At 55.6% G+C, this 22,666-nt stretch carries 20 protein-coding genes; 11 read left to right on the forward strand and 9 right to left on the reverse strand.

Annotation, left to right across the window (positions count from 1 at the left end):
• Window positions 1–86 precede the first annotated feature (86 nt).
• The 4 genes from M3668_RS03330 (at window position 87) to M3668_RS03345 (ending at window position 5,041) form a co-directional block, all read left to right on the forward strand.
• Window positions 87–764 (forward strand): TetR/AcrR family transcriptional regulator, encoded by a 678-nt coding sequence (locus tag M3668_RS03330; RefSeq protein WP_251379376.1) that lies wholly within the window; start codon window positions 87–89, stop codon window positions 762–764.
• A gap of 63 nt (window positions 765–827) precedes the next feature.
• Window positions 828–3,539: an MMPL family transporter gene (locus M3668_RS03335; protein ID WP_251379377.1), complete on the forward strand. Its 2,712-nt coding sequence runs from the start codon at window positions 828–830 to the stop codon at window positions 3,537–3,539.
• Window positions 3,540–3,659: 120 nt separating this feature from the next.
• Window positions 3,660–4,658 (forward strand): asparaginase, encoded by a 999-nt coding sequence (locus tag M3668_RS03340; RefSeq protein WP_251379378.1) that lies wholly within the window; start codon window positions 3,660–3,662, stop codon window positions 4,656–4,658.
• Window positions 4,658–5,041, forward strand: a complete 384-nt coding sequence (locus tag M3668_RS03345) for a sterol carrier family protein (RefSeq protein WP_251379379.1) — start codon at window positions 4,658–4,660, stop codon at window positions 5,039–5,041. The genes M3668_RS03340 and M3668_RS03345 overlap by 1 nt, the downstream gene beginning before the upstream one ends.
• Window positions 5,042–5,125: 84 nt before the next feature.
• Here M3668_RS03345 and M3668_RS03350 read toward each other — a convergent pair whose 3' ends face one another.
• A complete protein-coding gene (locus M3668_RS03350) occupies window positions 5,126–5,851 on the reverse strand; it encodes a transposase family protein (protein WP_353055962.1) in 726 nt (241 codons plus the stop codon).
• A gap of 157 nt (window positions 5,852–6,008) precedes the next feature.
• Between M3668_RS03350 and M3668_RS11100 the strand changes: the two genes are divergently transcribed.
• Window positions 6,009–6,326, forward strand: coding sequence for a recombinase family protein (locus tag M3668_RS11100; RefSeq protein WP_353055963.1), 318 nt, complete (start codon window positions 6,009–6,011; stop codon window positions 6,324–6,326).
• 270 nt (window positions 6,327–6,596) lie between these two features.
• Here the strand turns inward: M3668_RS11100 and M3668_RS03355 are convergent, their stop codons facing one another.
• Window positions 6,597–7,445 (reverse strand): GIY-YIG nuclease family protein, encoded by an 849-nt coding sequence (locus M3668_RS03355; protein ID WP_251379381.1) that lies wholly within the window; start codon window positions 7,443–7,445, stop codon window positions 6,597–6,599.
• A 236-nt stretch (window positions 7,446–7,681) separates the two neighbouring features.
• Here M3668_RS03355 and M3668_RS03360 point away from each other — a divergent pair, with 236 nt between their 5' ends.
• The 4 genes from M3668_RS03360 to purM all read left to right on the forward strand — a co-directional run bounded on the left by M3668_RS03360 (window position 7,682) and on the right by purM (window position 13,080).
• Window positions 7,682–8,566 (forward strand): GIY-YIG nuclease family protein, encoded by an 885-nt coding sequence (locus M3668_RS03360; protein WP_251379382.1) that lies wholly within the window; start codon window positions 7,682–7,684, stop codon window positions 8,564–8,566.
• Between the two features lie 1,147 nt (window positions 8,567–9,713).
• Window positions 9,714–10,052: a hypothetical protein gene (locus M3668_RS03365; RefSeq protein WP_251379383.1), complete on the forward strand. Its 339-nt coding sequence runs from the start codon at window positions 9,714–9,716 to the stop codon at window positions 10,050–10,052.
• Window positions 10,053–10,213: 161 nt separating this feature from the next.
• Window positions 10,214–11,941, forward strand: a complete 1,728-nt coding sequence (purF, locus tag M3668_RS03370; protein ID WP_251379702.1) for an amidophosphoribosyltransferase — start codon at window positions 10,214–10,216, stop codon at window positions 11,939–11,941.
• Window positions 11,941–13,080 (forward strand): phosphoribosylformylglycinamidine cyclo-ligase, encoded by a 1,140-nt coding sequence (purM, locus tag M3668_RS03375; protein ID WP_251379384.1) that lies wholly within the window; start codon window positions 11,941–11,943, stop codon window positions 13,078–13,080. The genes purF and purM overlap by 1 nt, the downstream gene beginning before the upstream one ends.
• A 173-nt stretch (window positions 13,081–13,253) precedes the next feature.
• Here the strand turns inward: purM and M3668_RS03380 are convergent, their stop codons facing one another.
• The 3 genes from M3668_RS03380 to clpB all read right to left on the reverse strand — a co-directional run bounded on the left by M3668_RS03380 (window position 13,254) and on the right by clpB (window position 17,297).
• A complete protein-coding gene (locus tag M3668_RS03380; protein WP_251379385.1) occupies window positions 13,254–13,463 on the reverse strand; it encodes a DUF3073 domain-containing protein in 210 nt (69 codons plus the stop codon).
• A 175-nt stretch (window positions 13,464–13,638) separates the two neighbouring features.
• A complete protein-coding gene (locus M3668_RS03385; RefSeq protein ID WP_251379386.1) occupies window positions 13,639–14,598 on the reverse strand; it encodes a Sir2 family NAD-dependent protein deacetylase in 960 nt (319 codons plus the stop codon).
• A 107-nt stretch (window positions 14,599–14,705) separates the two neighbouring features.
• Complete coding sequence (clpB, locus tag M3668_RS03390) at window positions 14,706–17,297, reverse strand: ATP-dependent chaperone ClpB (protein ID WP_251379387.1); 2,592 nt, start codon at window positions 17,295–17,297, stop codon at window positions 14,706–14,708.
• A 242-nt stretch (window positions 17,298–17,539) separates the two neighbouring features.
• Here clpB and M3668_RS03395 point away from each other — a divergent pair, with 242 nt between their 5' ends.
• A complete protein-coding gene (locus M3668_RS03395) occupies window positions 17,540–18,256 on the forward strand; it encodes a glutamine amidotransferase (RefSeq protein ID WP_251379388.1) in 717 nt (238 codons plus the stop codon).
• Between the two features lie 4 nt (window positions 18,257–18,260).
• Here the strand turns inward: M3668_RS03395 and M3668_RS03400 are convergent, their stop codons facing one another.
• On the reverse strand, window positions 18,261–18,779 hold the full coding sequence (locus tag M3668_RS03400) for a hypothetical protein (protein ID WP_251379389.1): 519 nt from the start codon (window positions 18,777–18,779) through the stop codon (window positions 18,261–18,263).
• Between the two features lie 127 nt (window positions 18,780–18,906).
• Between M3668_RS03400 and M3668_RS03405 the strand changes: the two genes are divergently transcribed.
• A complete protein-coding gene (locus M3668_RS03405) occupies window positions 18,907–19,560 on the forward strand; it encodes an HAD family hydrolase (RefSeq protein ID WP_251379390.1) in 654 nt (217 codons plus the stop codon).
• A gap of 87 nt (window positions 19,561–19,647) precedes the next feature.
• Here the strand turns inward: M3668_RS03405 and M3668_RS03410 are convergent, their stop codons facing one another.
• The 3 genes from M3668_RS03410 to sucC all read right to left on the reverse strand — a co-directional run bounded on the left by M3668_RS03410 (window position 19,648) and on the right by sucC (window position 22,561).
• Window positions 19,648–20,151, reverse strand: coding sequence for a Dps family protein (locus tag M3668_RS03410; protein WP_251379391.1), 504 nt, complete (start codon window positions 20,149–20,151; stop codon window positions 19,648–19,650).
• Window positions 20,152–20,443: 292 nt separating this feature from the next.
• The gene (gene sucD, locus M3668_RS03415) at window positions 20,444–21,361 is read right to left on the reverse strand and encodes a succinate--CoA ligase subunit alpha (protein ID WP_251379392.1); all 918 of its coding nucleotides are present in this window, start codon (window positions 21,359–21,361) and stop codon (window positions 20,444–20,446) included.
• A gap of 36 nt (window positions 21,362–21,397) precedes the next feature.
• A complete protein-coding gene (sucC, locus tag M3668_RS03420) occupies window positions 21,398–22,561 on the reverse strand; it encodes an ADP-forming succinate--CoA ligase subunit beta (protein WP_251379393.1) in 1,164 nt (387 codons plus the stop codon).
• Window positions 22,562–22,666 lie beyond the last annotated feature (105 nt).

Raw genomic sequence — 22,666 nt, forward strand, 5'->3', positions numbered from 1 at the left:
TGATTCTCAGCATGGGCGGCACCTCTTCTCTATGCCCAACCCCACATAACGTTTTGTTGCAGTTACTGCATTATTACAGTTACTGTATGAACATGCTCCATCATGCGCCACCTATCGATAAGCGTCGTGCCCGCTCCACTGCGTCCAAACAAAAAATTGCTGAAGCAGCTGAGCAGCTGGTTTTACGCAATGGACGCAGCGGGCTTACAACCAGCGCTCTCGTCGAGGTAGCAAAGGTCTCAGAACGCACGATTTTCAATCACTTCAAAAAAATCGACAACGCTCTGACCTTCCGCGTTGCTCAGCACCTAGAACCCATCATCGATAGTCCTCCGTTCCCTCATGACCTCACCCTTAAGCAAGTGCCGGTCGCTATCACGAATCACTTTCACGCAGCGGTGGATAGCCCCCACGTGCAAGAACACCTCAAGAAATTTATAGTGCTGGCAGCGGCCCTGTCCTATGAAGAATTCGAAGGTATGACTCAAGAAATCATGCTGACCTTAGGTACCATCTGCGACCGCTTCTGTAGCAGTATTGACCATGCCTATCCCCAGCTCACGGTTCAGCAAAGCCTTGCCAATGCCCTCTACACCGTCAATCTATTGATGGGTGTCCTCATGGGTTTTGCCGCTTTCGCTCAAGAATCTGAGCAGGACGTCACTTGCTTTTCGGCAGAGGCCAAAGACCTAGAAATAGCAGACATTGTGCCCTACATCCACCGAAATATCGATCAGGTAGCTAGCGGAACCCCGCGCTATTAACCGCCTCAAACATTCATCGTCCAAGAACATCAATTTTTCATCACAGGAAGCTGACCAATAAGCATGTCTCAACTCCTCTATAGGCTGGGCGGTTTTGCTGCCCGGCGCGCCTGGGCCGTTATCGGCATTTGGGTCCTCATCCTTGCCGGAATCGGTGGGTCTTATGCCGCTTTCAAGGGCGAAATGAGCAACGAAATCACGATTCCCGGCACCGAAGCACAGCTGGTTCAAGAAGAGCTGGCTGACACCTTCGACATGAACACTAACGCCGCTACCGGCTCTGCGATTGTTCAGACTCAGGACGGCAACGAGTTCACCGAGGAACAGAAAGCAGCCCTTGCCAGCTCACTCACCCGGGTTGGGGAGCTTGAAACCGTTGATAGCGTCACCAACCCCTTTGAAACGGCAGCCCAAATCGCAGATGGGCAGGCCAAGATAGAAGAAGGCCGCGCCCAGCTTGAGAGCGGTTCTCGCGACATTGAAAGCGGGCAGGCAGAAATTGATCGCAACCGCCCCGAAGCAGAAAAAGGTATCGCTGCCCTAGACGCAGCCCAAACAGACTTGGATGCCGGCAAGGCTCAGCTTGAGGATGCCCAGCGACAACTCGATGAGGCACGCGCCGGGCTTGAAGCGTCTAACGCTCCCGCTGAAGCTTTCGGTGAGATCGAAGCCCAGCAGGCTGCACTTGATCAGCAGCGGGCTCCCCTCGAAGAAGCTCAAGCAGAAATCGATCGCAACCGCACCGAAGCTGAAGCGGGTATCAAGGCACTGGATGACGCCCAGGCTGCACTTGATCAGGGACGCACGGACCTTGAAACCGGCACCGCTGAACTAGAACGCAATGCGGCTCTGCTGGACATGACCTCCGACGCGACCTCCATCTCTGAGGACGGCTCAACTGCCATTGCAGGGATCACTTTCACCAAGGAGCTCACAGCGCTCTCATCAGAAGACCTGGAGACCGTCCGCAGTGAAATGAGCACTGCCGCAGAGGACGCCGGGTTAAAAGTCACCTTCGACCAGACCATGCAGGGCGTTGAAACCCACATGAACATGACGGCCGAGATTATTGGTGTGGCAATTGCTTTCATCATTCTCTTTATCATGCTGGGCACCCTTGTGGCCGCCGGTCTGCCCATTCTCATGGCCCTCATCGGGGTAGGTGCCTCCGCTCTAGGCACCCTAGCGCTCTCAGGCGTCATCGACATGACCAGCACTACCCCCACCCTGGGTACCATGCTGGGCCTGGCCGTTGGCATCGACTACACCCTCTTTATTCTCAACCGACACCGCAATAACCTAGCGCAGGGAATGGGCATTCGACCTTCCATCGCGCTGGCAACGGGTACCGCAGGTGGTGCCGTGGTCTTCGCCGGTATCACCGTGATGATTGCCCTGTTGGGTCTCAACGTAGTGGGTATCCCCTTTCTTTCCACCATGGGTAACGCTGCTGCCTTCGCTGTTTTCATAGCGGTAGCCGTATCAGTTACCTTCTCCCCCGCTGTGCTGTCTCTGATAGGATGGCGCCTCATCAGCAAGAAGCACCGCGCCCACCTCCAGAAGCGCGCTGAGCAGACCGCGTCCGAAGACCCCTCTGAGGCCGCGGCCAGCGTCCGTGCAGAAGCACACGCAGCGGCTCAAACTCACGAAGAGAAGAAAACCGGCTGGATTGCGACGGTCCTCAAAAAGCCTCTGCTCACCATCGCTGCAGTAGTTTTGGCTCTGGGCGCTCTCTCACTACCGGTAGCGGACATGCGTTTAGGGCTGCCCGACGGTTCCTCCCAGCCCACTGATTCGGCAGCTAACATTAGCTATAACCTCATTGCTGATACCTTCGGTGAGGGCCGCAACGGCACCGTAATCGCGGCGGCGCGACTCCCTGAAGGCACCACTGAGGATGAAGCCGCAGCGCTTCAGGTGGATATCGGCCAGGACATTTTGGAACAGGACCACGTCGTCAGCGTGATTCCAGCACTCATCGCCGAGGATCACTCAGCTGTGCTCTATCAGGTTGTTCCCGCCGAGGGCCCCAACTCAGAGTCAACCACCGCTCTGGTGCACGAGCTACGAGCGCTGACCCTGGATACCGACCGGGGGCAGGTTAACTTCGGTGTTACCGGCCAAACCGCCATGAATATCGATATCTCAGAGAACCTTTACCGGGTGCTACCCATCTATGTGGGGATCGTCATTGGCCTTTCGCTTCTGGTGCTCGTTCTGGTCTTCCGTTCCATCCTGGTGCCAGTCACCGCAACCATTGGTTTCCTCTTCTCGCTGTTGGCAGCGATGGGTGCCACTGTGGCGGTATTCCAGTGGGGCTGGGCTAGTGAGCTCTTCGGTGTTTCTACGCCCGGGCCCATCTTATCCTTCTTGCCTATCCTCGCCGTCGGCATCCTCTTCGGTCTAGCCATGGACTACCAGCTCTTCCTAGTATCCGGCATGAAAGAGGCCCATAGCCGGGGGCGCGGAGCTCAAAAGGCTGTGGTTATCGGCTACCAGCACGGGGCTAAAGTGGTCACCGCAGCGGCCCTCATTATGGCCGGTGTCTTTATCGGCTTCGTTTTCTCGGGTGATCCCATGATTGCTTCTATCGGCTTCATCCTCGCCGCCGGCGTCCTCTTTGACGCCTTCCTCGTTCGTATGACGCTGATTCCGGCGCTCATGTATCTTCTCGGTGAGCGGGTCTGGTGGATTCCCAGCTGGCTCGATAAGGCGCTACCTGATCTGGACGTTGAGGGCACCAAGCTCGAAGCTGAAATGACGAAGGCGGGCTAGGCACCCGGTAAAACTTTTCGCCCGAAAGGAGTTAAAAGCAGCCAGTTTTTAACCCCTTTCGGGCGAAAACTTTGTGCGGGAGAAATACGAGAGATAAACGGCCCCCAGTAGACTTGACCCATGCAGACTTTTACCGCTGACCAAGCAGCCGAACTCGCCGTCGTCACCCGCGGGGGCTTTACCGAATCCCGCCACGTAGGTTCGGTGGTGGTGTTGGACTCCGCCGGCCAGGTCGCTTTCTCCGCTGGGGCACCCGATGAGTTGATTTACGCCCGCTCAGCTCTCAAGCCCCTGCAAACCATTGCCTCGATGAACGCGGGAGCTGAGCTACAAGGAGCGCAGATTGCTCTAGCTTCTGGCTCCCACACCGGCTCCTTTGAACATATGAAGGTGGCGCAGACCGTCCTTGCTGAAGCTGGTTTGACCGCTGATGATGTGCAGTGCCCGGCAGCATGGCCCGCCGATGAGCCTAGCTACCATGCCCTCGTGCAGGCAGGTCACGGCAAGCAGAAACTAGCCTATAACTGTTCAGGTAAGCACGCCGCTTTTCTCTGGGGTTGCGTGAAATCAGGCTGGGACACCGCCACCTATCTTGAACCTCAGCACCCTTTACAACAGCTGGTTCTTCAAACCATTGAGGACTACACCGGTGAGACTGCCCAGCATGTTTCCGTTGATGGCTGCGGCGCTGCCCTGGCAGCAACATCCCTGACGGGCTTAGCCCACGCGTATTCAACGCTGGGCGTTGCCGCCTACAACATTAAGGCGGATGCCCGCGCAGCTACCGTTGCCACCGCCATGATCGACTACCCAGAATACGTGCACGGGGTAGGCGCCAGCGATACCGTCCTCTCTGAAACCCTAGATGCCGTGGTGAAGCGTGGTGCCGAGGGTGTTCTGGCTATTGGCCTGCAAGGTGGGGCAGCCGTAGCTGTCAAAATGTTGGACGGCTCAAACCGGGCAGCATCTCTGGTGGCAGTTCGCGCTTTACAGGTGGCCGGGCTAATCGAAGCTGATGTAGCTGACCGTGCGGTAACAGCTACCACCTTCCCCATCGTCGGTGGCGGCGCCCCCGTGGGCGCTATCAGACCGGGGGCAGCTTTTGAGGAGCTGCTTTAATGGGGATCCGGCGTAAGGTATCTGAGGACGCCGGGGCAGCGGCTCTTGCCGCCATTAAACAAACCCTGGGCTCAGCTGACCCAGCCAAAGATTTTGCTGCTCTGCCCCGCACCGTTCGGGCAACCGGCGTCCGTTATCTGCTGGAGGAACTGGCAACCTTGGCTCCCGGTAACTCGGTGGAAGTACGGGTACCGCCCTTTGGTGTGACACAGTGCGTGGCGGGGCCTCGACATACTCGCGGCACCCCGCCCAACGTGGTGGAAGCAGACGCGCTGACCTGGTGCCAAGTTGCTCTGGGCTTTGCCACCTGGGGCGAGAAAGTTGCACTCATCTCAGCATCCGGGCTGCGCTCAGATTTAAGCGACTACCTGCCGCTCTTCTAAAGATTCGACGCATTAATCACTAGCTGGGTGGGGCGACCTCTTGCCAACTCATCATCGTGGGGCTGGTGCAACATTGAGGCTTATTCATAAGGTCCCACTCGCCGCCAAAAGCACCAAACCCCGCATCACCGAAAACACCCGCCCATACACCCCCAACGGTCGCCGAAACCCAGAATGCAAAACCCGCCAGGTCTTCACCTGAGCAATCGCACGCTCAACCACCGAACGCAACCTCTTAATCTGACGATTCACCATCGTACGATTCCGGCTCATCTGCCCACCAGCAGGCCGCTTATTCGGTGTCGCCAGCCCTAAACCGATATAACCCTTATCAGCCAAGGTTGAAGAATCTAGCAACTGATCTAACCCGTGCTCCTTGAAACAATAAGCATTATGCATAGCCCCTGGTAATGGATCAGTAATGGCCAAGAGTCTACCGTCTAAAGTACAGATGATCTGGTGGTTGAAACCCGCACGTTTGTGCTTACCGGAAAAATTTATTTTACCTTGTGAACGCCAATTCCAGACTGGAATGAGCGTTTCATCAACGACGAGAGATCCGGATATACTGAGAGCTTTCGACAGTGGCTGAGTTAAGGGCTGCAGTACTTGATGGAGTGCTTTTTCTCTCAGTCTGATAGTTCTTGAGACCGTTGATTGAGAGATGCCGAAGAAGCCTGCTAGTAGCTCTTCGGTGAGGTTGTGCCGGTGGTAGATGAGTGTCATCTGTAGTGTTTGGTTCAAGCTGAGTTTGCGTGGTTTTTCATTGGGTCTGTGCCATATTAATCTGGTTTGTGAGGTGATGAGCACTGTGGCGAATTGCTGGCTAGATAGGCGTGTTGTACGCTGGTGAGGCAACGGTCTCTCCGGTATGGCTTGGGGTTATTTCTGGCGATTTAACTCTCTATTTTTTGCCGCTGGCGGGGTCGTCGTCTAGTTGGTGGGACACCCCTTATGAATAAGCCTCATTACAAAATCAGCAAGGACAGCTCAAAAGCGTAGGATGCGAAAAGTTTATGCTGTGATAGTGAGTGGCATAAAATCTAAACAACCCCAACTAGCAGATGCTCTAGACTACGCGTGCGAGGGTGACACTCTCATCGTCACACGGTTAAATCGTCTAGGTCGAAGCACCCTCGATAAGCTCAAAACTCTTCAATCAATTGACGCAAAAGGCAGGCGAGTACAAGGCCTAGATTTCGATTCAGACACTAAAATACCAGCAGAAAAGCTCGTCACCTCCGTGATAGCCTCCCTGGCTCAATGGGAGCGAGAACTCTGCTGATAGAGCGCACTAAAGAAGTTCTGACTCATGCCCGCTCACAAGGGCGCTATAGTGGAAGATCTGCAGCTCTCACGTCTGAGCAGAAAAAGGCGGTGCGCTCCGCTCTTAAAGATGGAAGGAACACTAACGCGGTCGCAAAATCGTTGGTTTCTGAAAGTGTAAGTTGATACTTCAACCAATTTTTAACAGTAAATTCTAGATACCAGTTAAAAGACCATCCCTCTTACTATTGCAGGAACCTTTGAGCACCACGTAGCCCTCCAGACCCTACTAGTTCCGATTCAATCCAAACTGCCGCGACAAAAGAGCCCGCTTAAAATGCGTCTCCGCTTGGTCCACCTCTAGCTGCGGCGTCTGCGGCCCAAAAATGCGTAAAAGACTGAACTGATACCTCTGCGCATAATCCGCATCAGTAACCTGCAGCTCACGCAAAGTAACATTACCCCCGTGACCGTCTGCCGCGTAAGTCCTCCACCTTCCCAGAATCCTCTCGCTACCATCGGCTTTACCCACATAGTGCTTCCCGGTAACCGTATCTGTAATGAGATAGATCCCTTGCACAGCTTCCAGCGCAGCCCGCCACTTAACATATAGAGAATCTTCCGACACCACCTGTTGAAGCTCAGCATAGCTGAGCACAACATTGTCGTATCCAGGGAAATCCTTCACCTCACGAGGAGCTATTTCAGCTACCGCAAGGTTCTGAGCATACCTTCCCAGTTTTGCCCAATTAATATAATCTTTAGTCCACTTAATCAGTAGCCGACCCTGATAAGTAGCGAAAACCTGACTTACATGAAGATCAAAATAGCGATGATCTGCGGTACGTTCGGCAAGAACCTCACCGTTATTTTCATAGACGGCATGTAAGCGGCATTTTCCTCCTGTTTCTGCTAAGAAGACAAACCAATATGTGGGCGGGTCCTGGGGAAATTTACGGGCGTGAACAGCTTGCTCGCGCGTATATCTCAGTATGGACTCAGCGGTGGACTCAGTAAGAGAGGAAAGGTGTGCAGCGCCTTGGGAATGTCTGATAAACAGAACCTCCTCCAGAGGGATATCAGTTAGATCAAGGAGGGTTCTGAGCGTGAGCTGGGGATCATGGGGGTTCTTATGCATGATTTCTAATATATAGATTTCACGGGCTCTTAAGGTGAGAAGGCAAGCGCCTTAAATGCGGTCCACTCCCAAGTTATATAGTGAATAAAGATATGTGTTGGGCTGAGCTTGGAATCTGACAATCGGAGACAGAAGAACCACCCAAACACACCATAGTTACCGGACACGACGTAAAGTCTAAAACACGAGCCTTACCCCTATCATCTGGGGCACTAAGAAACAAGAGACGACCAACAATGCCTACTCCAAAAACAGTTCAACTCTTCCTTCTGAATGGAACACCCACCGGTCCCATCAAATGTTCACTCTCCAACTGGACAGGAAGAGTCTTTCTCGTCCCCCGCACAAACCTCAAACCCCTCTCAAAACAGCGGCCTGACCTCAGCCACAACGGTGTCTATCTCCTCTTCGGGTCTGAAGAGGCCACTGACCGAGAAATGGTCTACGTCGGACAAGCACGCTCTCGAGCTAACGGCAACGGAATCGCCGGACGAATCGATGAACACAGTACCGACAGGCTGAGCTATTTCACTCATGCCATTATCATCACGACCACTGATGACTCTTTTGGACCCACTGAAATTAGCTACCTGGAAAATAACCTCTGGAAAGCTGCGCTGGAGGCTGAACGATACAAAATCGCTAACAACAACACGCCCTCACCGGGGAACGTCACCGAAGAAAAACAGGCGGAACTGGATGAATTTATTGAATACACCAAGATCGCCGTTGGTTCCTTAGGATATAAGGTCTTCCAACCACTAGACGAAACCGCTACGCCACCTTTGAGAGACGACACCTCAAATACCGTTGAGAAAGAAAATACCTCTACCTTGTTTTTCAAGGGCCAAAACTTTCATGCACGAGGCAAACAGACCGCTGATGGTTTTGTAATCTTGAAAGACTCTACAATTCGTGCGGAATCGGCCCCAAGTTGCCCTCCCAGCCGAGAAAGTTATGTGGAGAAATTCGCTGATTCTCTCGAAGACTTTCGGCTAACCAAGGACATATTATTTAGGAGTCCTAGCACAGCTGCAGTATTTGTCTCCGGAAGAAGCAGCAATGGTTTAAAGGAATGGAAGAGTTTTGAAGGAGTACCTCTGAAGGAGTTAGAACTGTAAGAACTCTGCGTACCTATCTACTGTATAAGAACTGTCTTGGCGAAATCCCCTCGTGAGCTCTTTCCAGAATGAATATAGGGTAGCTACAAGAGCTCATTTTGACACCGAACCCTTCAATATCTCGTTATATGATCGACTCGTCAATCCCCCCTGATCAGAAAGTGAGGCTTATTCATGAGGTCCCACTCGCCGCCAAAAACACCAACCCTCCGCACCACCCAAAACACCCGCCCATACATCCCAAACGGTCCCACCAGGCAGCAAAATATGAGCGTTAAATCTCTACAAATAGCCTCAAGCCAACCGGGAAGAAACGTTGCCATATCAGCGTGCAGCCGGGCTCTCAACCACTCAATTCGCCATGCTCATCACAGTCCTCAACAACCACCTCACCTGGGTCAAACCAGACCAAAAACCCGCAGGCTCACCCTGGTCTAGGCCTTGAAATCAGGCTCATCAGCTACCGGCACAACCTCATCCAAGAAGAAGCCCTCGCCCGCCTTTTTGAGGTCTCATAGCCCACTGTCTCACGGACCATCACAACCATCGAGAAGACCCTGGAAAAATTCTCACTCCACTCGTTCCCACCTTGGAAGAGAACCTGAAAGCACCTGACTCCTTGTGATTGACGGGAATCTGATACCACCTGGAACTGGCGTTCACAAAGCAAAATAAACTTTTCAGGTAAGTATAAGCGGGCAGGGTTCAATCATCAGGTCATCTTCACACTCAATGGTAAGTTGCTAGCTATTTAGCCCCCCTTACCCGGAGCTAGGCATGATGCTCATGCTTTCAGGGCCCACCGACTCGACCAGCTGCTGGATTCCTCGACTCTGGGTGATAAAGGCTATGTCGCCCTGGGATTAGCTACCCCGACTAAGCGTAAGCCTGGTTAGCGTCAGGCAGTCCAGGTGAAGAAGAATAATCGGCTGCGGTCGGTGGTTGAGCGAGTGATTGCTCAGATCAAGACCTGGCGGGGGTTGCATGCGGAGTTCAGGCGTCCGCTGGGTTTGTATGGGAGGATGTTTTCGGTGGTGCGGGAGTGTTGATGTTTTGACGGCTGGTGGGATTTTATGAATAAGCATCAGTTAAGCGCTAGATAGACTGCTCCCCCAGACACGCTCTAAACCGGGTAAAGTTAAGCCCCATGAGCACCCCTTCTGAGAAGACCGAAGAAACCCAATATTCCCTGGGCCAGCACTTTAACCCTGCTACTGCACCAGAACGCGCGCAACTGACCGTGCGCCGTGCGCCGTCCATCCCTGCTTTTGCCATTACAGGGCTGATTCTTGGCTTAATCGTTGCGTTTGTAGTTACTCTTCTGGGCCCTGAAAACGAGAACTACACCTTTGGTGCGGTGTACGGGATTATGGCGGTAATTTTTGGAACTGCCTGCACCGCACTGTTCATAGTATTAGCGCTGTTGCTGGATCGCCGCTCGTCCAAGCGACCCAAGGTCTATGACGCCACCACAGATGTTGTCTAGATGATTAGCCCATCAGCGCGAATGTACACGCCGCTGGTGGGCTTTTCTTCTTTAAGCTCTTCGCAACAGGTAAACTAGGCTTGTTCGCTCGCTCACCCACCCCACCCCGCGCGGCAGTGACGAGGCTAACCACTACACGAGAAGAGATGGAAACTCGCGCTTTGGCTCGTTCCGATGGAAAACTCACCCACGATCTCGATCCCCTAGACCACGGCCCCAAAGACGAATGCGGTGTCTTTGGTGTGTGGGCTCCCGGTGAGGACGTCGCAAAACTTACGTATTACGGTCTTTATGCCTTACAGCACCGCGGCCAGGAGTCTGCTGGTATCGCAACCAGCGATGGCAAGCACCTTAGCGTCTATAAGGATATTGGGCTGGTTTCCCAGGTGTTTGACGAAACCACTTTGAACTCCCTGCCGGGCCATATGGCTATCGGGCATTGCCGCTACTCAACCACCGGTGGCAATATATGGCAGAACGCGCAGCCTACCTTGGGCGACACTCCCCACGGCACCCTAGCGCTGGCGCATAACGGCAACCTGGTCAACTCAGCAGATCTCTACGATCGTCTGCTACAGAAGAATGATGGCAAACGCCCTGAACGCGGCGAACTAGCCCAGGGCAATACGACCGACACCGCGCTGGTCACGGCTCTGTTGAAGGACCATCATTTTGAGAGCCTCGAGGAGGCAGCTCTTGATTTGTTGCCGACGCTCTCTGGTGCCTTCTGCCTGGTGTTCATGGATGAGGAAACTCTCTATGCGGCGCGTGACCCCCAGGGCGTGCGTCCGCTCGTCTTGGGCAGGCTGGATCGCGGCTGGGTCATAGCCTCGGAAACCGCTGCTCTGGATATCGTTGGTGCTTCTCTCGTGCGCGAGGTTGAACCCGGTGAATTCATCACTATCGATGCCGACGGCCTACGCTCCCAGCGCTTCGCTGAGGCCAAGCCAGCAGGGTGTGTCTTCGAGTATGTTTACTTGGCCCGCCCCGACACCACTATTAGTGGACGGAGCGTGTACGAGTCCCGAGTTGAAATGGGGCGTCAGCTGGCGCGCGAGCATAAGGTTGAAGCAGACCTCGTGATGCCTACCCCAGAATCCGGCACCCCGGCGGCCATCGGCTACGCTGAGGAGTCGGGCATTCCCTTTGGCAACGGCCTCGTCAAGAATGCCTACGTGGGCAGAACCTTTATTCAGCCCTCGCAGACCATCCGCCAGTTAGGCATTAGGCTCAAGCTCAACCCCTTACGCAGCGTGGTGGAAGGTAAGCGTCTAGTCGTCATTGATGACTCCATCGTGCGCGGTAACACCCAGCGCGCCCTGGTCCGTATGCTACGAGAGGCCGGGGCTAAAGAGGTGCACGTGCGGATTTCCTCCCCACCCGTTAAATGGCCCTGCTTTTACGGTATTGACTTTGCTTCCCGCTCTGAGCTGGTGGCTAACGGTCTAACCATTGAAGAAATCGGCAAGTCACTGGGTGCAGATTCTCTGGGATACATCTCTGAAGAGGGCATGATTGCCGCTACCGAGCAGCCCCGCGAGCGTCTTTGCACCGCCTGTTTCACGGGCAACTATCCCATCCCCCTTCCTGCTCAAGAGCGCCGTGGCAAAGCAATTTTCGATGCTGAAAAGAACGGTGGCCCTCTAGCCGGTACCGCTGCTGAGGTAACGGTAGAGCGCGAGGTTGCCCATAAGCCAGAGCATGCCACAGCAGTTTCGATTGATACCCGTCCAGGCACCGAGACCCTCGAGCAGAAGTTCTCCGCTCCTCAGAGCCCCGGGCAGCAGTCCGTCACCAAGACCGGGTGCGAACCAGGGCCAGACGCCGATCTTGAGGCGCTCGTCCTCCCCGAAGACAAAGTTTCACCCACCACCCAGAAGGGCTCATAATGACCGCAAATAAGGCAGTAACCTACGCTTCAGCAGGTGTGGACGTTGAGGCAGGTGACCGCGCCGTAGAGCTGATGAAGGACGCGGTGAAGGCAACCCACACCGCCGGTGTGGTGGGCGGGGTCGGCGGCTTTGCTGGCCTCTTTGACCTCTCTGTTCTGAAGGATTACCGTAAGCCTTACCTGGCGACTTCCACCGACGGTGTGGGCACCAAGGTAGCGATTGCGCAGGCTCTGGACATTCACCACACCATTGGCCATGACCTGGTGGGTATGGTGGTTGATGACATCGTGGTGACCGGTGCTCGCCCTCTCTTTATGACCGACTACATCGCCACCGGCAAGGTGGTACCCGAGCGCGTGGCCGATATCGTGCGCGGTATCGCTGAGGGCTGCTCTCTGGCTGGTACCGCCCTGGTGGGGGGTGAAACCGCTGAGCACCCCGGTCTGCTGGCTGAAGGTGAGTACGACGTCGCTGGTGCGGCAACCGGTATCGTTGAGGCAGATGAGCTTTTGGGCCCTGAGCGGGTACGCGAGGGTGATGTGCTGATTGCTATGGCCTCCTCCGGCATCCACTCCAACGGTTACTCACTGGTGCGCAAGGTTATTAACGTTGCGGGCTGGGGTCTAGAACGCCAGGTGGATGAGCTGGGCCGCACCCTGGGCGAAGAACTGCTGGAACCCACTCGCATCTACACCGCGGATTGCCTTGATCTGATTGAGGCTTTCCCCGTCAACGGCGAAGACGGCCAAACCGGTAGCGGTATCCGCGGTTTCTCTCACGTCACCGGCGGCGGTCTGTCCGCTAACCTGGCACGTGTGCTACCCCGCGGCACCGTGGGCCTAGTGGACCGTTCCAGCTGGGAAATCCCCGCCATCTTTCGTCTGGTCGGCGAGCTGGGCTCTGTGCCTCAGGCTGACTTGGAGCGCACCCTCAACCTGGGTGTTGGCATGATCGCTGTGGTTGACCCCAGCGTTGCCGATGCTGCCGTGGAGCGTCTCAACAAGCGCGGTCTACCTAGCTGGGTTCTGGGAACCGTGGAGGCAGATACCGGCGCCTATCAGAGCAACGCCGACTACGTTCAGGGGGCTAAGGGCGTGGACGGCGGTGCGGCAGTGTTGCTGGGCAACTACGCCTAAAGCCCTAAAGGCCACAGCAAAGGGGCCAGATTTTTTAGAAGAGACCATGAGCATGGGGATCTCTTCTAAAGAATCTGGCCCCTTTTTCTTTGAGGTAGGTCAAAGAAAAGGCACCTAGCCGCTCAGCGCGGCAGGTGCCTAATATAACGGGAAGAACCCGCGCTGGGCGCGGGTTATCTACCGTCGTAGTCGTCAGAATATTTATCTGCGTACTGCGAATAGTCTTCTTCGTCATCGCGCCGTGGGTGGGCAGATGATCGGTTGCTAGAACCCGTGCTTTTGCTGAGTTCTTTTTCAAGTGCAGTGTAATCTGTCTCGGGGCTGAAGTACTTCATCTCCCGAGCCTGACGTGTTGCTTTAGCCTTTTGACGGCCGCGCCCCATGGCGAGACCCCCTCTTTATCGCTCGTATCTGGTCACCTGCTTATGCACGCACAAGGGTACCAGAAAAACCTTCAGTCTTTTCTGTATATAAGGGTACAGGTTTTTGCGGCCATTTTCCTCTCGCTCTGCCGGTTGAGACGTAAGAATGTAGTCACATGTATAGAGAACGGTCGTTTTACTGAGCAGTCAGAACATAGAGAGCATCCGCCACATCAGCTCTCCACAGGTAGTTAGCCTTGGCATCTGCTCTGCCGGGGCCCTGGTTAACCACCGCGATAGGCTTGTCCGCGCGGATAAAGTCGAGGGCAATTTTGTAGGAGCTCATCACGGCTAGGGACGAACCCAACACCAGTAGGGAGGACGCCTGTTCACCCAAGCGTTTTACCGCCTCTTTTCGAGCCGCCGGCACCGCTTCACCAAAATAGACTACCGCCGGTTTGAGTTTGGTGGAGCCGCAGGCAAGGCAGTGCACCATGCTGAAATCACGAATGAAACGGTCAGCCAGGTCAACATCCCCGTCCGGGTTGACTCGCAGGTCGGTGCCAATCAGGCGGGCAAGGTAACCGGGGTTGGCGGCGTCGATACGGGAGTCCAACGATTCACGGCTCTCATGTGCACCACAGTCCAGGCACTCGATGGTGGATAAATCCCCGTGCAGGGTGAGCACATCCTTCGCTCCCGCACTAGTGTGGAGCCCGTCCACGTTCTGGGTAATGATGCCAGCCAGCTTCCCCTGCGCTTGAAGATCCGCCAACAGGTAGTGGGCGGTATTGGGGCGGGCGCGGCTCATCTGTCGCCAACCCACAAAGGACCGTGCCCAGTAGCGTTGCCGGGCAACCTCGTCGTATTTGAATTCCTGATAGGTCATGGGCCGATGGTTTTTGAGAGAGCCCGCAGGGCCTCGGTAGTCCGGTATGCCTGAGCCGGTGGAGATACCCGCGCCGGTCAATGCCAGGACATCGCCGGCATCTAGCAGAGCCCGGATACCAGCCATAGCAGTAGCAGGGTCTGTGGGCTCTGCGGTTTCGCTCACCACTCGCTCAATGGAGCGCAGCGCGGCACGGTGGGTTGCGGCAATATCGGCATGAGCGCTGATGCTCTCAGCGGCACCTGCAAATCGGGTATCAATGGCCATAGGTCTATCTTACTGAGGGGTGGAAGCCTGCTTACCTTCAGGCATGGCAAAGAGGTGGGTATGTTCTCGCCAACTGGCTATAAACATACCCACCTCTTTGTTGAGGTTTATGCGGCAGTAACCGTTAGACCCTCGGTGGCAACATCCGGGTTAACGTCCACCCGCACGGTGTCGCCGTCCTTGATAGCCCCAGCTAGGATTCCCTTAGCCAGGCGGTCACCGATTTCTCGCTGCACCAGGCGGCGGAGCGGGCGGGCACCGTAGGCGGGGTCATAACCAGCCAGCCCCAGCCATTCAATGGCTGCCGGGGAGACATCCAAGGTCAGGCGGCGGTCTTCCAGGCGCTTGCCCAGAGCTGCAATTTGCAGCCCAACGATGGAGCTCAGCTCATCGGGTGAGAGGGGATCAAAGATGATGACCTCGTCCAGGCGGTTGAGGAACTCCGGCTTGAAGCTGGCATTCACTACTCCCATCACCGCAGAGCGGCGGGCATCTTCGTCCAGCTCCTGATCAATCAGGAACTGGGAGCCCAGGTTGGAGGTCAGAATCAGGATGACGTTGCGGAAGTCCACGGTACGCCCCTGACCGTCGGTGAGGCGGCCATCGTCCAGCACCTGCAGCAGAATGTCGAAGACCTCTGGGTGAGCCTTTTCCACCTCGTCCAGCAGGACGACGGAGTAGGGGCGGCGGCGCACAGCTTCGGTCAGCTGGCCGCCCTCTTCGTAGCCGACGTACCCGGGAGGGGCACCAACCAGGCGGGAAACAGCGTGCTTCTCTGAGTATTCGCTCATGTCGATGCGCACCAGGGCGCGTTCATCGTCGAACTGGAACTCCGCCAGCGCCTTGGCAAGCTCAGTCTTACCGACGCCCGTGGGGCCCAGGAAGAGGAAGGAGCCAATGGGACGGTCGGGGTCAGAGATACCGGCGCGGGAACGGCGCACAGCGTCCGCAACAGCGGTTACAGCCTTGGACTGACCGATGAGACGCTTACCCAGTTCGCCTTCCATGTTGAGCAGTTTCTCGGTTTCGCCGGTCAGCATGCGGCCAGCGGGGATACCGGTCCAGGCTGAGATAACCTCTGCGATGTCATCAGCGGTGACTTCCTCAGACACCATAGCTTCAGTGTTAGCAGAGCTACTCTCTGCCTGCTGGGCAGCAACCAGCTCGGCTTCCAGGGAGGGAATCTCGCCGTAAAGAATACGGGAAGCTTCCCCCAGGTTACCTTCGCGCTGGGCTACTTCTGCTTTAGAACGCAGCTCATCGATCTGGGTTTTGAGGTCACCCACCCGGTTAAGACCAGCCTTCTCAGCTTCCCAGCGGGCGTTGAGGGCGTCCAGAGTTTCCTTCTTATCCGCCATGTCAGCGCGCAGAGCTTCTAGGCGTTCGAGGGAGGCGGGGTCAGTTTCGTTAGCGAGCGCCAGTTCTTCCATCGTCAGGCGGTCAACAGCGCGGCGTAGCTGGTCGATTTCCTCGGGGGCCGAGTCAATTTCCATGCGCAGGCGGCTAGCTGCCTCGTCGATCAGGTCAATAGCCTTATCGGGTAGCTGGCGACTAGGGATGTAACGGTTAGACAGGCTAGCTGCGGCAACTAGGGCCGAGTCAGCAATTGCAACCTTGTGGTGCGCTTCGTAACGTTCCTTGAGGCCACGCAGAATACCGATGGTGTCGTCCACGCTGGGTTCGCCTACGTAGACCTGCTGGAAACGACGTTCAAGAGCAGCGTCCTTTTCGATGTTCTCGCGGTATTCGTCCAGGGTGGTGGCACCGATCAGGCGCAGTTCACCGCGGGCCAGCATGGGCTTGAGCATGTTACCGGCGTCCATGGAACCTTCGGTGGCGCCGGCACCAACTACGGTGTGGATTTCATCGATGAAGGTGACGATTTGCCCTTCTGAGGCCTTGATTTCTTCAAGCACTGCCTTGAGGCGTTCTTCAAATTCACCGCGGTACTTGGCACCTGCCACCATAGCTCCCAGGTCCAGGGAGATGAGGGTCTTGCCGCGCAGAGATTCGGGCACGTCCCCGGAGACCATGCGCTGAGCCAGCCCTTCTACAACGGCAGTTTTACCGACGCCGGGCTCGCCGATGAGCACGGGGTTGTTCTTGGTGCGGCGGGAGAGCACCTGGATCACGCGGCGAATTTCGCTGTCGCGACCAATGACCGGGTCTAGTTTGCCTTCGCGTGCAACAGCGGTCAGATCGGTACCGTACTTAGTCAGGGCATCAAAGGTACCCTCGGGGTCAGGAGTGTTCACTGTTCGCTCCCCTCTCATCTCTTTAATGGTGGTTTCTAGATGATTAGCGGTCGCGCCTTCTGCTTCGAGGGCGCGAGCGGTGTCGTCGTTTCCTGCGGCAAGGCCCAGCAGTAAGACTTCGGTGGAAATATAAGTATCACCCAGCTCTTTTGCTTTGTTTTGCGCATTTTGCAGGGCAGTGAGCAGGGCACGGGAAGGTTGAGCCTGAGCTACGGATGAGCCGGCCGCCTTGGGCAGTTTTTTAATGAGGGAGGAGGCAGCAACCGAGATAACATCAGGATCTAGCCCTGCAGTTTTGAGCACAGCTACCGCCACACCATCACGCTGATCCATGAGGGCCTTCAGCAGGTGAGCGGTGTCTAAATGAGGATTACTCGCAGTTTGAGCGTTCATATTGGCTGCTGAGAGCACTTCTTGGCTCTTGGTGGTGAGTTGAGCGTTCATTTCGTCTTCTTTCTATGAGGAGGTTGATATTTAAGGTTGGTGGTGGACGCTCGCTACAACTGGTGGAACCGGCCTAGCTGCATCCTTTTCTATAAGTTGAGTCTACCTCACTCAACTTATTTGCGCTAGTATCGTTCAGTAATTTTTGGAGACATCTCAACCCGCGAGTATCAACTAGTAACCTCTGACACATCTCAGTAGACTGACATGGCAGCACTCACCCCATTACCTAAAGAGGATTCATGACTCGCACAGCATATGCCATCCGCCATGTAGCATTCGAAGGTCTCGGTATTTACGAGCAGCTCCTTGAAGACCGTGGTTTCACCGTTGAATACCGCGATGCTGGCATTGATTCTCTCAATATTCCTGAGGTTCAAGAGGCCGATCTCTTGATTGTTTTGGGTGCCCCAATTAGCGTGAACGACACCCAGAGCTACCCCTTCCTCTTTGAGGAGGTTGAGCTCATCAAGAACCGTCTAGCGTCGCAAAAACCCGTTTTAGGCATCTGCCTAGGTGCCCAGCAAATTGCCGTGGCAGCTGGTGCCGAAATTAGCGCCTCCGGCGTTCTAGAACTGGGCTACTCCCCGGTGGAACTCACCGAAGCTGGTAAGAACTCCGTGCTAGCTCCCCTTGGCAACACGCCCGTTCTGCACTGGCACGGGGATCAGTTCAGCATTCCCGCCGACAGAGAAACACTGGCAACCACCTCTGATTTTGAGAACCAAGCTTTCACTCTTGAAGACGAAGCAGGGAAGCCTTTCGCCCTAGCCCTACAGTTTCACCTAGAAGTTGACCCCCGTAAGGTTGAGCAGTGGCTCATTGCCTACACCGCCGACATCGTTGACTCGGGCCAGGATATCGCGGTCTTCAGGCGCGAAGCGTCCCAGTACGCAGAGGATTTGACGGCAGCGTCCACCCAGGTACTCAACGGTTGGCTGGACGCGGTGAGCCTCTGAGCCCTTAATCCAGGAAGTCGTACATCGACTCTTGGCGCTCCAGTTGCTCGCGCACATCATCATCGATGCCGCGGGCAGCTTCTTTAGCCTTGCGCCGGCTGGCAAGGGTCAGCAACAGCACAGCTATGGCGAAAGCAAAAGTCAGGATGCCGGCGGTATTACCGAACCCCGCTGAAAGACCCACGAGATCGTGCCCCAAAAGAGCGGAGGCGGCTGAGACCGTCACACCATCGACACGGTCAGGCACGAGTAACCCAAAGACAGCGGCAAGTAGCCAGCCAACTACCTGCACCAGGGCGGTGACCAGCGGCAGACCTGCGGATACCCCTGCTCGCTGCAGCTTTACCTCCTGCCAGGCATAGTAGGTAGCCAGCAGATAAAGAACAGCTAAGGCTGGGCCGAAGCTGATAGCAAAGACTGGCACCAAAGACCCACCTGCACCAAAAAGTGATCTACCTGCGGTAATCCATAGAGCAGCCAGCACCCCCAGGGGGCCCATCAGGTAGAGACTAATCCGGGTCAACGCACACCCTTGCCGGCGTAGAGTAGAGCTGCCAGGGGTTACAGTGTCATTTTCAGAAAAATTTTGCGGTAAGCTCACTCCCCCATTTTATGCACGCGTCCGCTCCCCGACCGGTAGGGTTGAAGGTATGAGCAGACTTGAAGCGATTTTCTTTGACCATGACGGAACCCTAGTTGATACCGAGCCCCTGTGGGCTGAGGCCAAAGCGGCCCTTGCAGCAGACTACGGTAAGACCTGGACCGAAGAAGATTCGCTGGCATGCCTGGGGCGCCCCGCCACGGTAACTTTTGAACGAATGCATGCCCTGGGCATTGACGCTCCGGCAGACGAACTCTATGCAAGCCTTAAAGAGAAAATGGGTGTTTTGCTGTCTGAAGCAACCATTACTCTGCTTGAAGGCATCCCCGAACTCTTGGACGAAGTTGCGGCAGCTGGTGTACCTGCCGGAATCGTTACCAACGCCACCACCGCCGTCGCCCAGCGCACAGCAAACTTAGGGCCTGAAGGACTGTTTTCTACCATTGTGAGCGATGAGCACGTCACCCAGGCCAAGCCCAACCCCGAGCCCTACCTGCTGGCTGCCAAAAATTTGGGCGTTGACCCCGCTAACTGCGTAGCGATTGAGGACTCAGATTCAGGGACTCAGAGTGCAGTGGATGCAGGCATGAAGGTAGTTGTGGTGCCGGGTCTCCTCTCTGTACCCAAGAACCTTGGCCACGCCCGTATGGAGCACTCGGAGCTCTCTCTGGCTAAGATTCGCGCGCTGGTTGACGAAGACTAAACCTCTCATCCGAATAAAAAATCAGCCTCTTCCCGCGCGGGAAGAGGCTGATTTTTTACCATGTTACGTGCGTAGTGAGCCAAGAACTTACTTCACGTTGCCCTGGCCGTCATAGAGGTGTGAGCGGATGAACCACTGGAATTTTTCGAGCTCAGCGGTCTGACCAATCAGCAAGTCTTCGGTGATGGGGTCAACATCTCCCACTTTAGCGATGGCTGCACGATGGTCTTCAATGACACCATTGTAGACTTCATCGAGGGCGGATAGGTGAGCCTGGGCGTCAGCGCGGTCGACGCTGTAATCTTCCCAGGTACGCTTAGCTACCAGGTCTCCGGGCAGGCCATTGGGCGAGACGCCCATGGTTGCCATACGCTCAGCAAGCTCATCGACAAAGCCACGCACCAAATCAACCTGGGGGTCTAGCATTTCGTGCACACTAATGAAGGTGGGGCCCACAACATTCCAGTGGGCGTGCTTGAGGGTCAAATGCAAATCATTGAGGGCATGCAGGCGAAGCTGCAAAGCCTCGGCAACGTGGTGGCCAGACTCTTCGGTCAGACCGGGAACAGTGAATGATGCGCGCTTAGTCATCCCAACACCTTTCTACGAGGGAGACGGGCGGGAGCCCCCTACTGGGCCGCCCTTTGCTCCCTACTGTACCGCCGACAATCCACCACCGCAAGGTTATTATGAAAATATCATAATAAGATGACCGTCAGTACGACCGGACCCATATATTTTGGCGGCACCACCTATAACAATTACGGTTCTACGCCCTAGGCTCCCTGCGCTTTGTTCTTGAGATAAAGACCAGAGTTATTGCAAGACGCCGGTGCTCACACAAAGTGTGAGCACCGGCGTCTTACTAATAAGAATTTCGGGCTTACTTGCTAGCGAAGATTTCGCGCATCAGAGCAGCAGCTTCTGAAGGGGTCTTACCAACCTTCACGCCAGCTGCTTCCAGTGCTTCTTTCTTAGCCTGAGCTGTACCTGATGAGCCGGAGACGATAGCGCCTGCGTGGCCCATGGTCTTGCCCTCAGGAGCGGTGAAGCCAGCAACGTAGCCAACAACGGGCTTGGTGACGTTTGCCTTAATGAAGTCAGCAGCACGCTCTTCAGCGTCACCACCAATTTCACCAATCATGACGATAGCTTCGGTCTCGGGGTCAGCTTCGAAAGCTTCAAGAGCATCAATGTGGGTGGTGCCGATGATGGGGTCACCACCAATACCGATAGCGGTGGTGAAGCCGATATCGCGCAGTTCGAACATCATCTGGTAAGTCAGGGTACCTGACTTGGACACCAGGCCGATTTTGCCCTTGCCCGTGATGTTGGCGGGTGTAATACCAACCAGTGACTCACCGGGTGTGATGATACCGGGGCAGTTGGGGCCGATGATACGGGTGATGGGCTTACCGTCAGCATCTACCTTGCTCTTGGCGTAGGCCCAGAACTCGGCGGTGTCACCCACGGGAATGCCCTCGGTGATCACAACGACCAGGGGAACCTCAGCGTCAATCGCTTCGATCACGGCGTCTTTGGTGAATGCCGGGGGCACGAAGACGATGGAGACATCAGCGCCAGTTTCCTCTACCGCTTCAGCTACGGTGCCGTAGACGTTGAGCTCAACATCCTGCCCGTTAGCATCTTTGTGAGCGACGGTGGTGCCGGCCTTGCGAGCGTTGACGCCGCCTACAATCTGGGTGCCAGCTGCGAGCATGCGAGCGGTATGCTTGGTGCCTTCGCCGCCGGTGATGCCCTGAACGATGACCTTGGAGTCCTTGTTCAAAAAGATAGACATATCTATAAACCTTCTAAAAAAATCTAAGCGGAGAATTTAAGCGTTAGCGAGTTCGGCGGCCTTATCAGCACCCGAGTCCATGGTCTCAGCCAGGTGGACCAGCGGGTGAGCAGCCTCGCGCAGAATAGCGCGACCCTCATCTACGTTGTTGCCGTCCAGACGTACAACCAGGGGCTTGGTTGCCTTATCGCCCAGGATCTCTAGTGCCTTGACGATGCCGTTAGCTACAGCGTCACAAGAGGTGATGCCGCCAAAGACGTTCACGAATACAGACTTAACCTGCTCATCGTTGAGGATGATGTCCAATCCAGCTGCCATCACCTCAGCCGAGGCGCCGCCGCCGATATCCAGGAAGTTAGCGGGCTTGACGTTGCCGTGGTTTTCACCGGCGTAGGCAACGACGTCCAGGGTGGACATCACCAGGCCAGCGCCGTTACCGATGATGCCTACCTGGCCATCGAGCTTGACGTAGTTGAGGTCGTTTTCCTTAGCCTTAGCTTCAAGGGGGTTCTCTGCGCTCTTATCAACCAGAGCTTCGTGGTCAGCGTGACGGAACTCAGCGTTGTCGTCCAGAGAGACCTTGCCGTCCAGTGCGAGAATCTTGCCGTCGCCGGTCTTAACCAGCGGGTTGACCTCAACAAGGGTTGCGTCTTCCTTCTTGTAGACTTCACCCAGCTTGATGAGAACCGCTGCAACTTCCTCGCGGATGTCTTCAGCGAAGCCGGCTGCCTCAACAATTTCTGCTGCCTTCTTAGCATCGATGCCGTTGATGGGGTTAACCTCAACCTTGGCCAGAGCATCGGGGCGCTCTACAGCCAGGGTTTCAATGTCCATACCGCCTTCTACGGAGCACATGGCAAGGTAGCTACGGTTAGCGCGGTCTAGTAGCAGGGAGAAGTAGTATTCCTCGGCAATGTCTGCACCCTGGGCAATCATCACACGGTGAACGGTGTGACCCTTGATGTCCATGCCTAGAATCTGCTGTGCATATTCGTACGCCTCATCGGCAGTCTTGGCAACCTTTACGCCGCCAGCCTTACCGCGGCCGCCCACCTTAACCTGGGCCTTGACAACGGTGACGCCGCCAATTTTTTCAGCTGCTGCTTTTGCTTCTTCGGGGGTGGTCGCTACGATGCCTTGAAGTACGGGCACGCCGTGCTTCTCAAAGAGATCGCGTGCCTGGTATTCAAACAGGTCCACAGGTATTCCTTCTTCGTCGAAGTCATGCTGGGCAGCGCGTGGGCTACCCCGCTTTTACGGGTGTGAAGCATAGTGGTACAGCATCTGCCTGAGCGAGAGCTAGGG

Source organism: Rothia sp. P100, assembly GCF_023712425.1.
Lineage (GTDB): Bacteria > Actinomycetota > Actinomycetes > Actinomycetales > Micrococcaceae > Rothia > Rothia endophytica.

Coding starts and splice junctions, on each gene's coding strand:
- M3668_RS03385 (WP_251379386.1), bottom strand. CDS start 14,598: ATGGCCATTGATACCCGATTTGCAGGTGCCGCTGAGAGCATCAGCGCT.
- M3668_RS03360 (WP_251379382.1), top strand. CDS start 7,682: ATGCCTACTCCAAAAACAGTTCAACTCTTCCTTCTGAATGGAACACCC.
- purM (WP_251379384.1), top strand. CDS start 11,941: ATGACCGCAAATAAGGCAGTAACCTACGCTTCAGCAGGTGTGGACGTT.
- clpB (WP_251379387.1), bottom strand. CDS start 17,297: ATGAACGCTCAACTCACCACCAAGAGCCAAGAAGTGCTCTCAGCAGCC.
- M3668_RS03410 (WP_251379391.1), bottom strand. CDS start 20,151: ATGACTAAGCGCGCATCATTCACTGTTCCCGGTCTGACCGAAGAGTCT.
- M3668_RS03395 (WP_251379388.1), top strand. CDS start 17,540: ATGACTCGCACAGCATATGCCATCCGCCATGTAGCATTCGAAGGTCTC.
- M3668_RS03380 (WP_251379385.1), bottom strand. CDS start 13,463: ATGGGGCGCGGCCGTCAAAAGGCTAAAGCAACACGTCAGGCTCGGGAG.
- sucD (WP_251379392.1), bottom strand. CDS start 21,361: ATGTCTATCTTTTTGAACAAGGACTCCAAGGTCATCGTTCAGGGCATC.
- M3668_RS03405 (WP_251379390.1), top strand. CDS start 18,907: ATGAGCAGACTTGAAGCGATTTTCTTTGACCATGACGGAACCCTAGTT.
- M3668_RS03340 (WP_251379378.1), top strand. CDS start 3,660: ATGCAGACTTTTACCGCTGACCAAGCAGCCGAACTCGCCGTCGTCACC.
- M3668_RS03355 (WP_251379381.1), bottom strand. CDS start 7,445: ATGCATAAGAACCCCCATGATCCCCAGCTCACGCTCAGAACCCTCCTT.
- M3668_RS03335 (WP_251379377.1), top strand. CDS start 828: ATGTCTCAACTCCTCTATAGGCTGGGCGGTTTTGCTGCCCGGCGCGCC.
- M3668_RS03365 (WP_251379383.1), top strand. CDS start 9,714: ATGAGCACCCCTTCTGAGAAGACCGAAGAAACCCAATATTCCCTGGGC.
- M3668_RS03330 (WP_251379376.1), top strand. CDS start 87: ATGAACATGCTCCATCATGCGCCACCTATCGATAAGCGTCGTGCCCGC.
- M3668_RS03345 (WP_251379379.1), top strand. CDS start 4,658: ATGGGGATCCGGCGTAAGGTATCTGAGGACGCCGGGGCAGCGGCTCTT.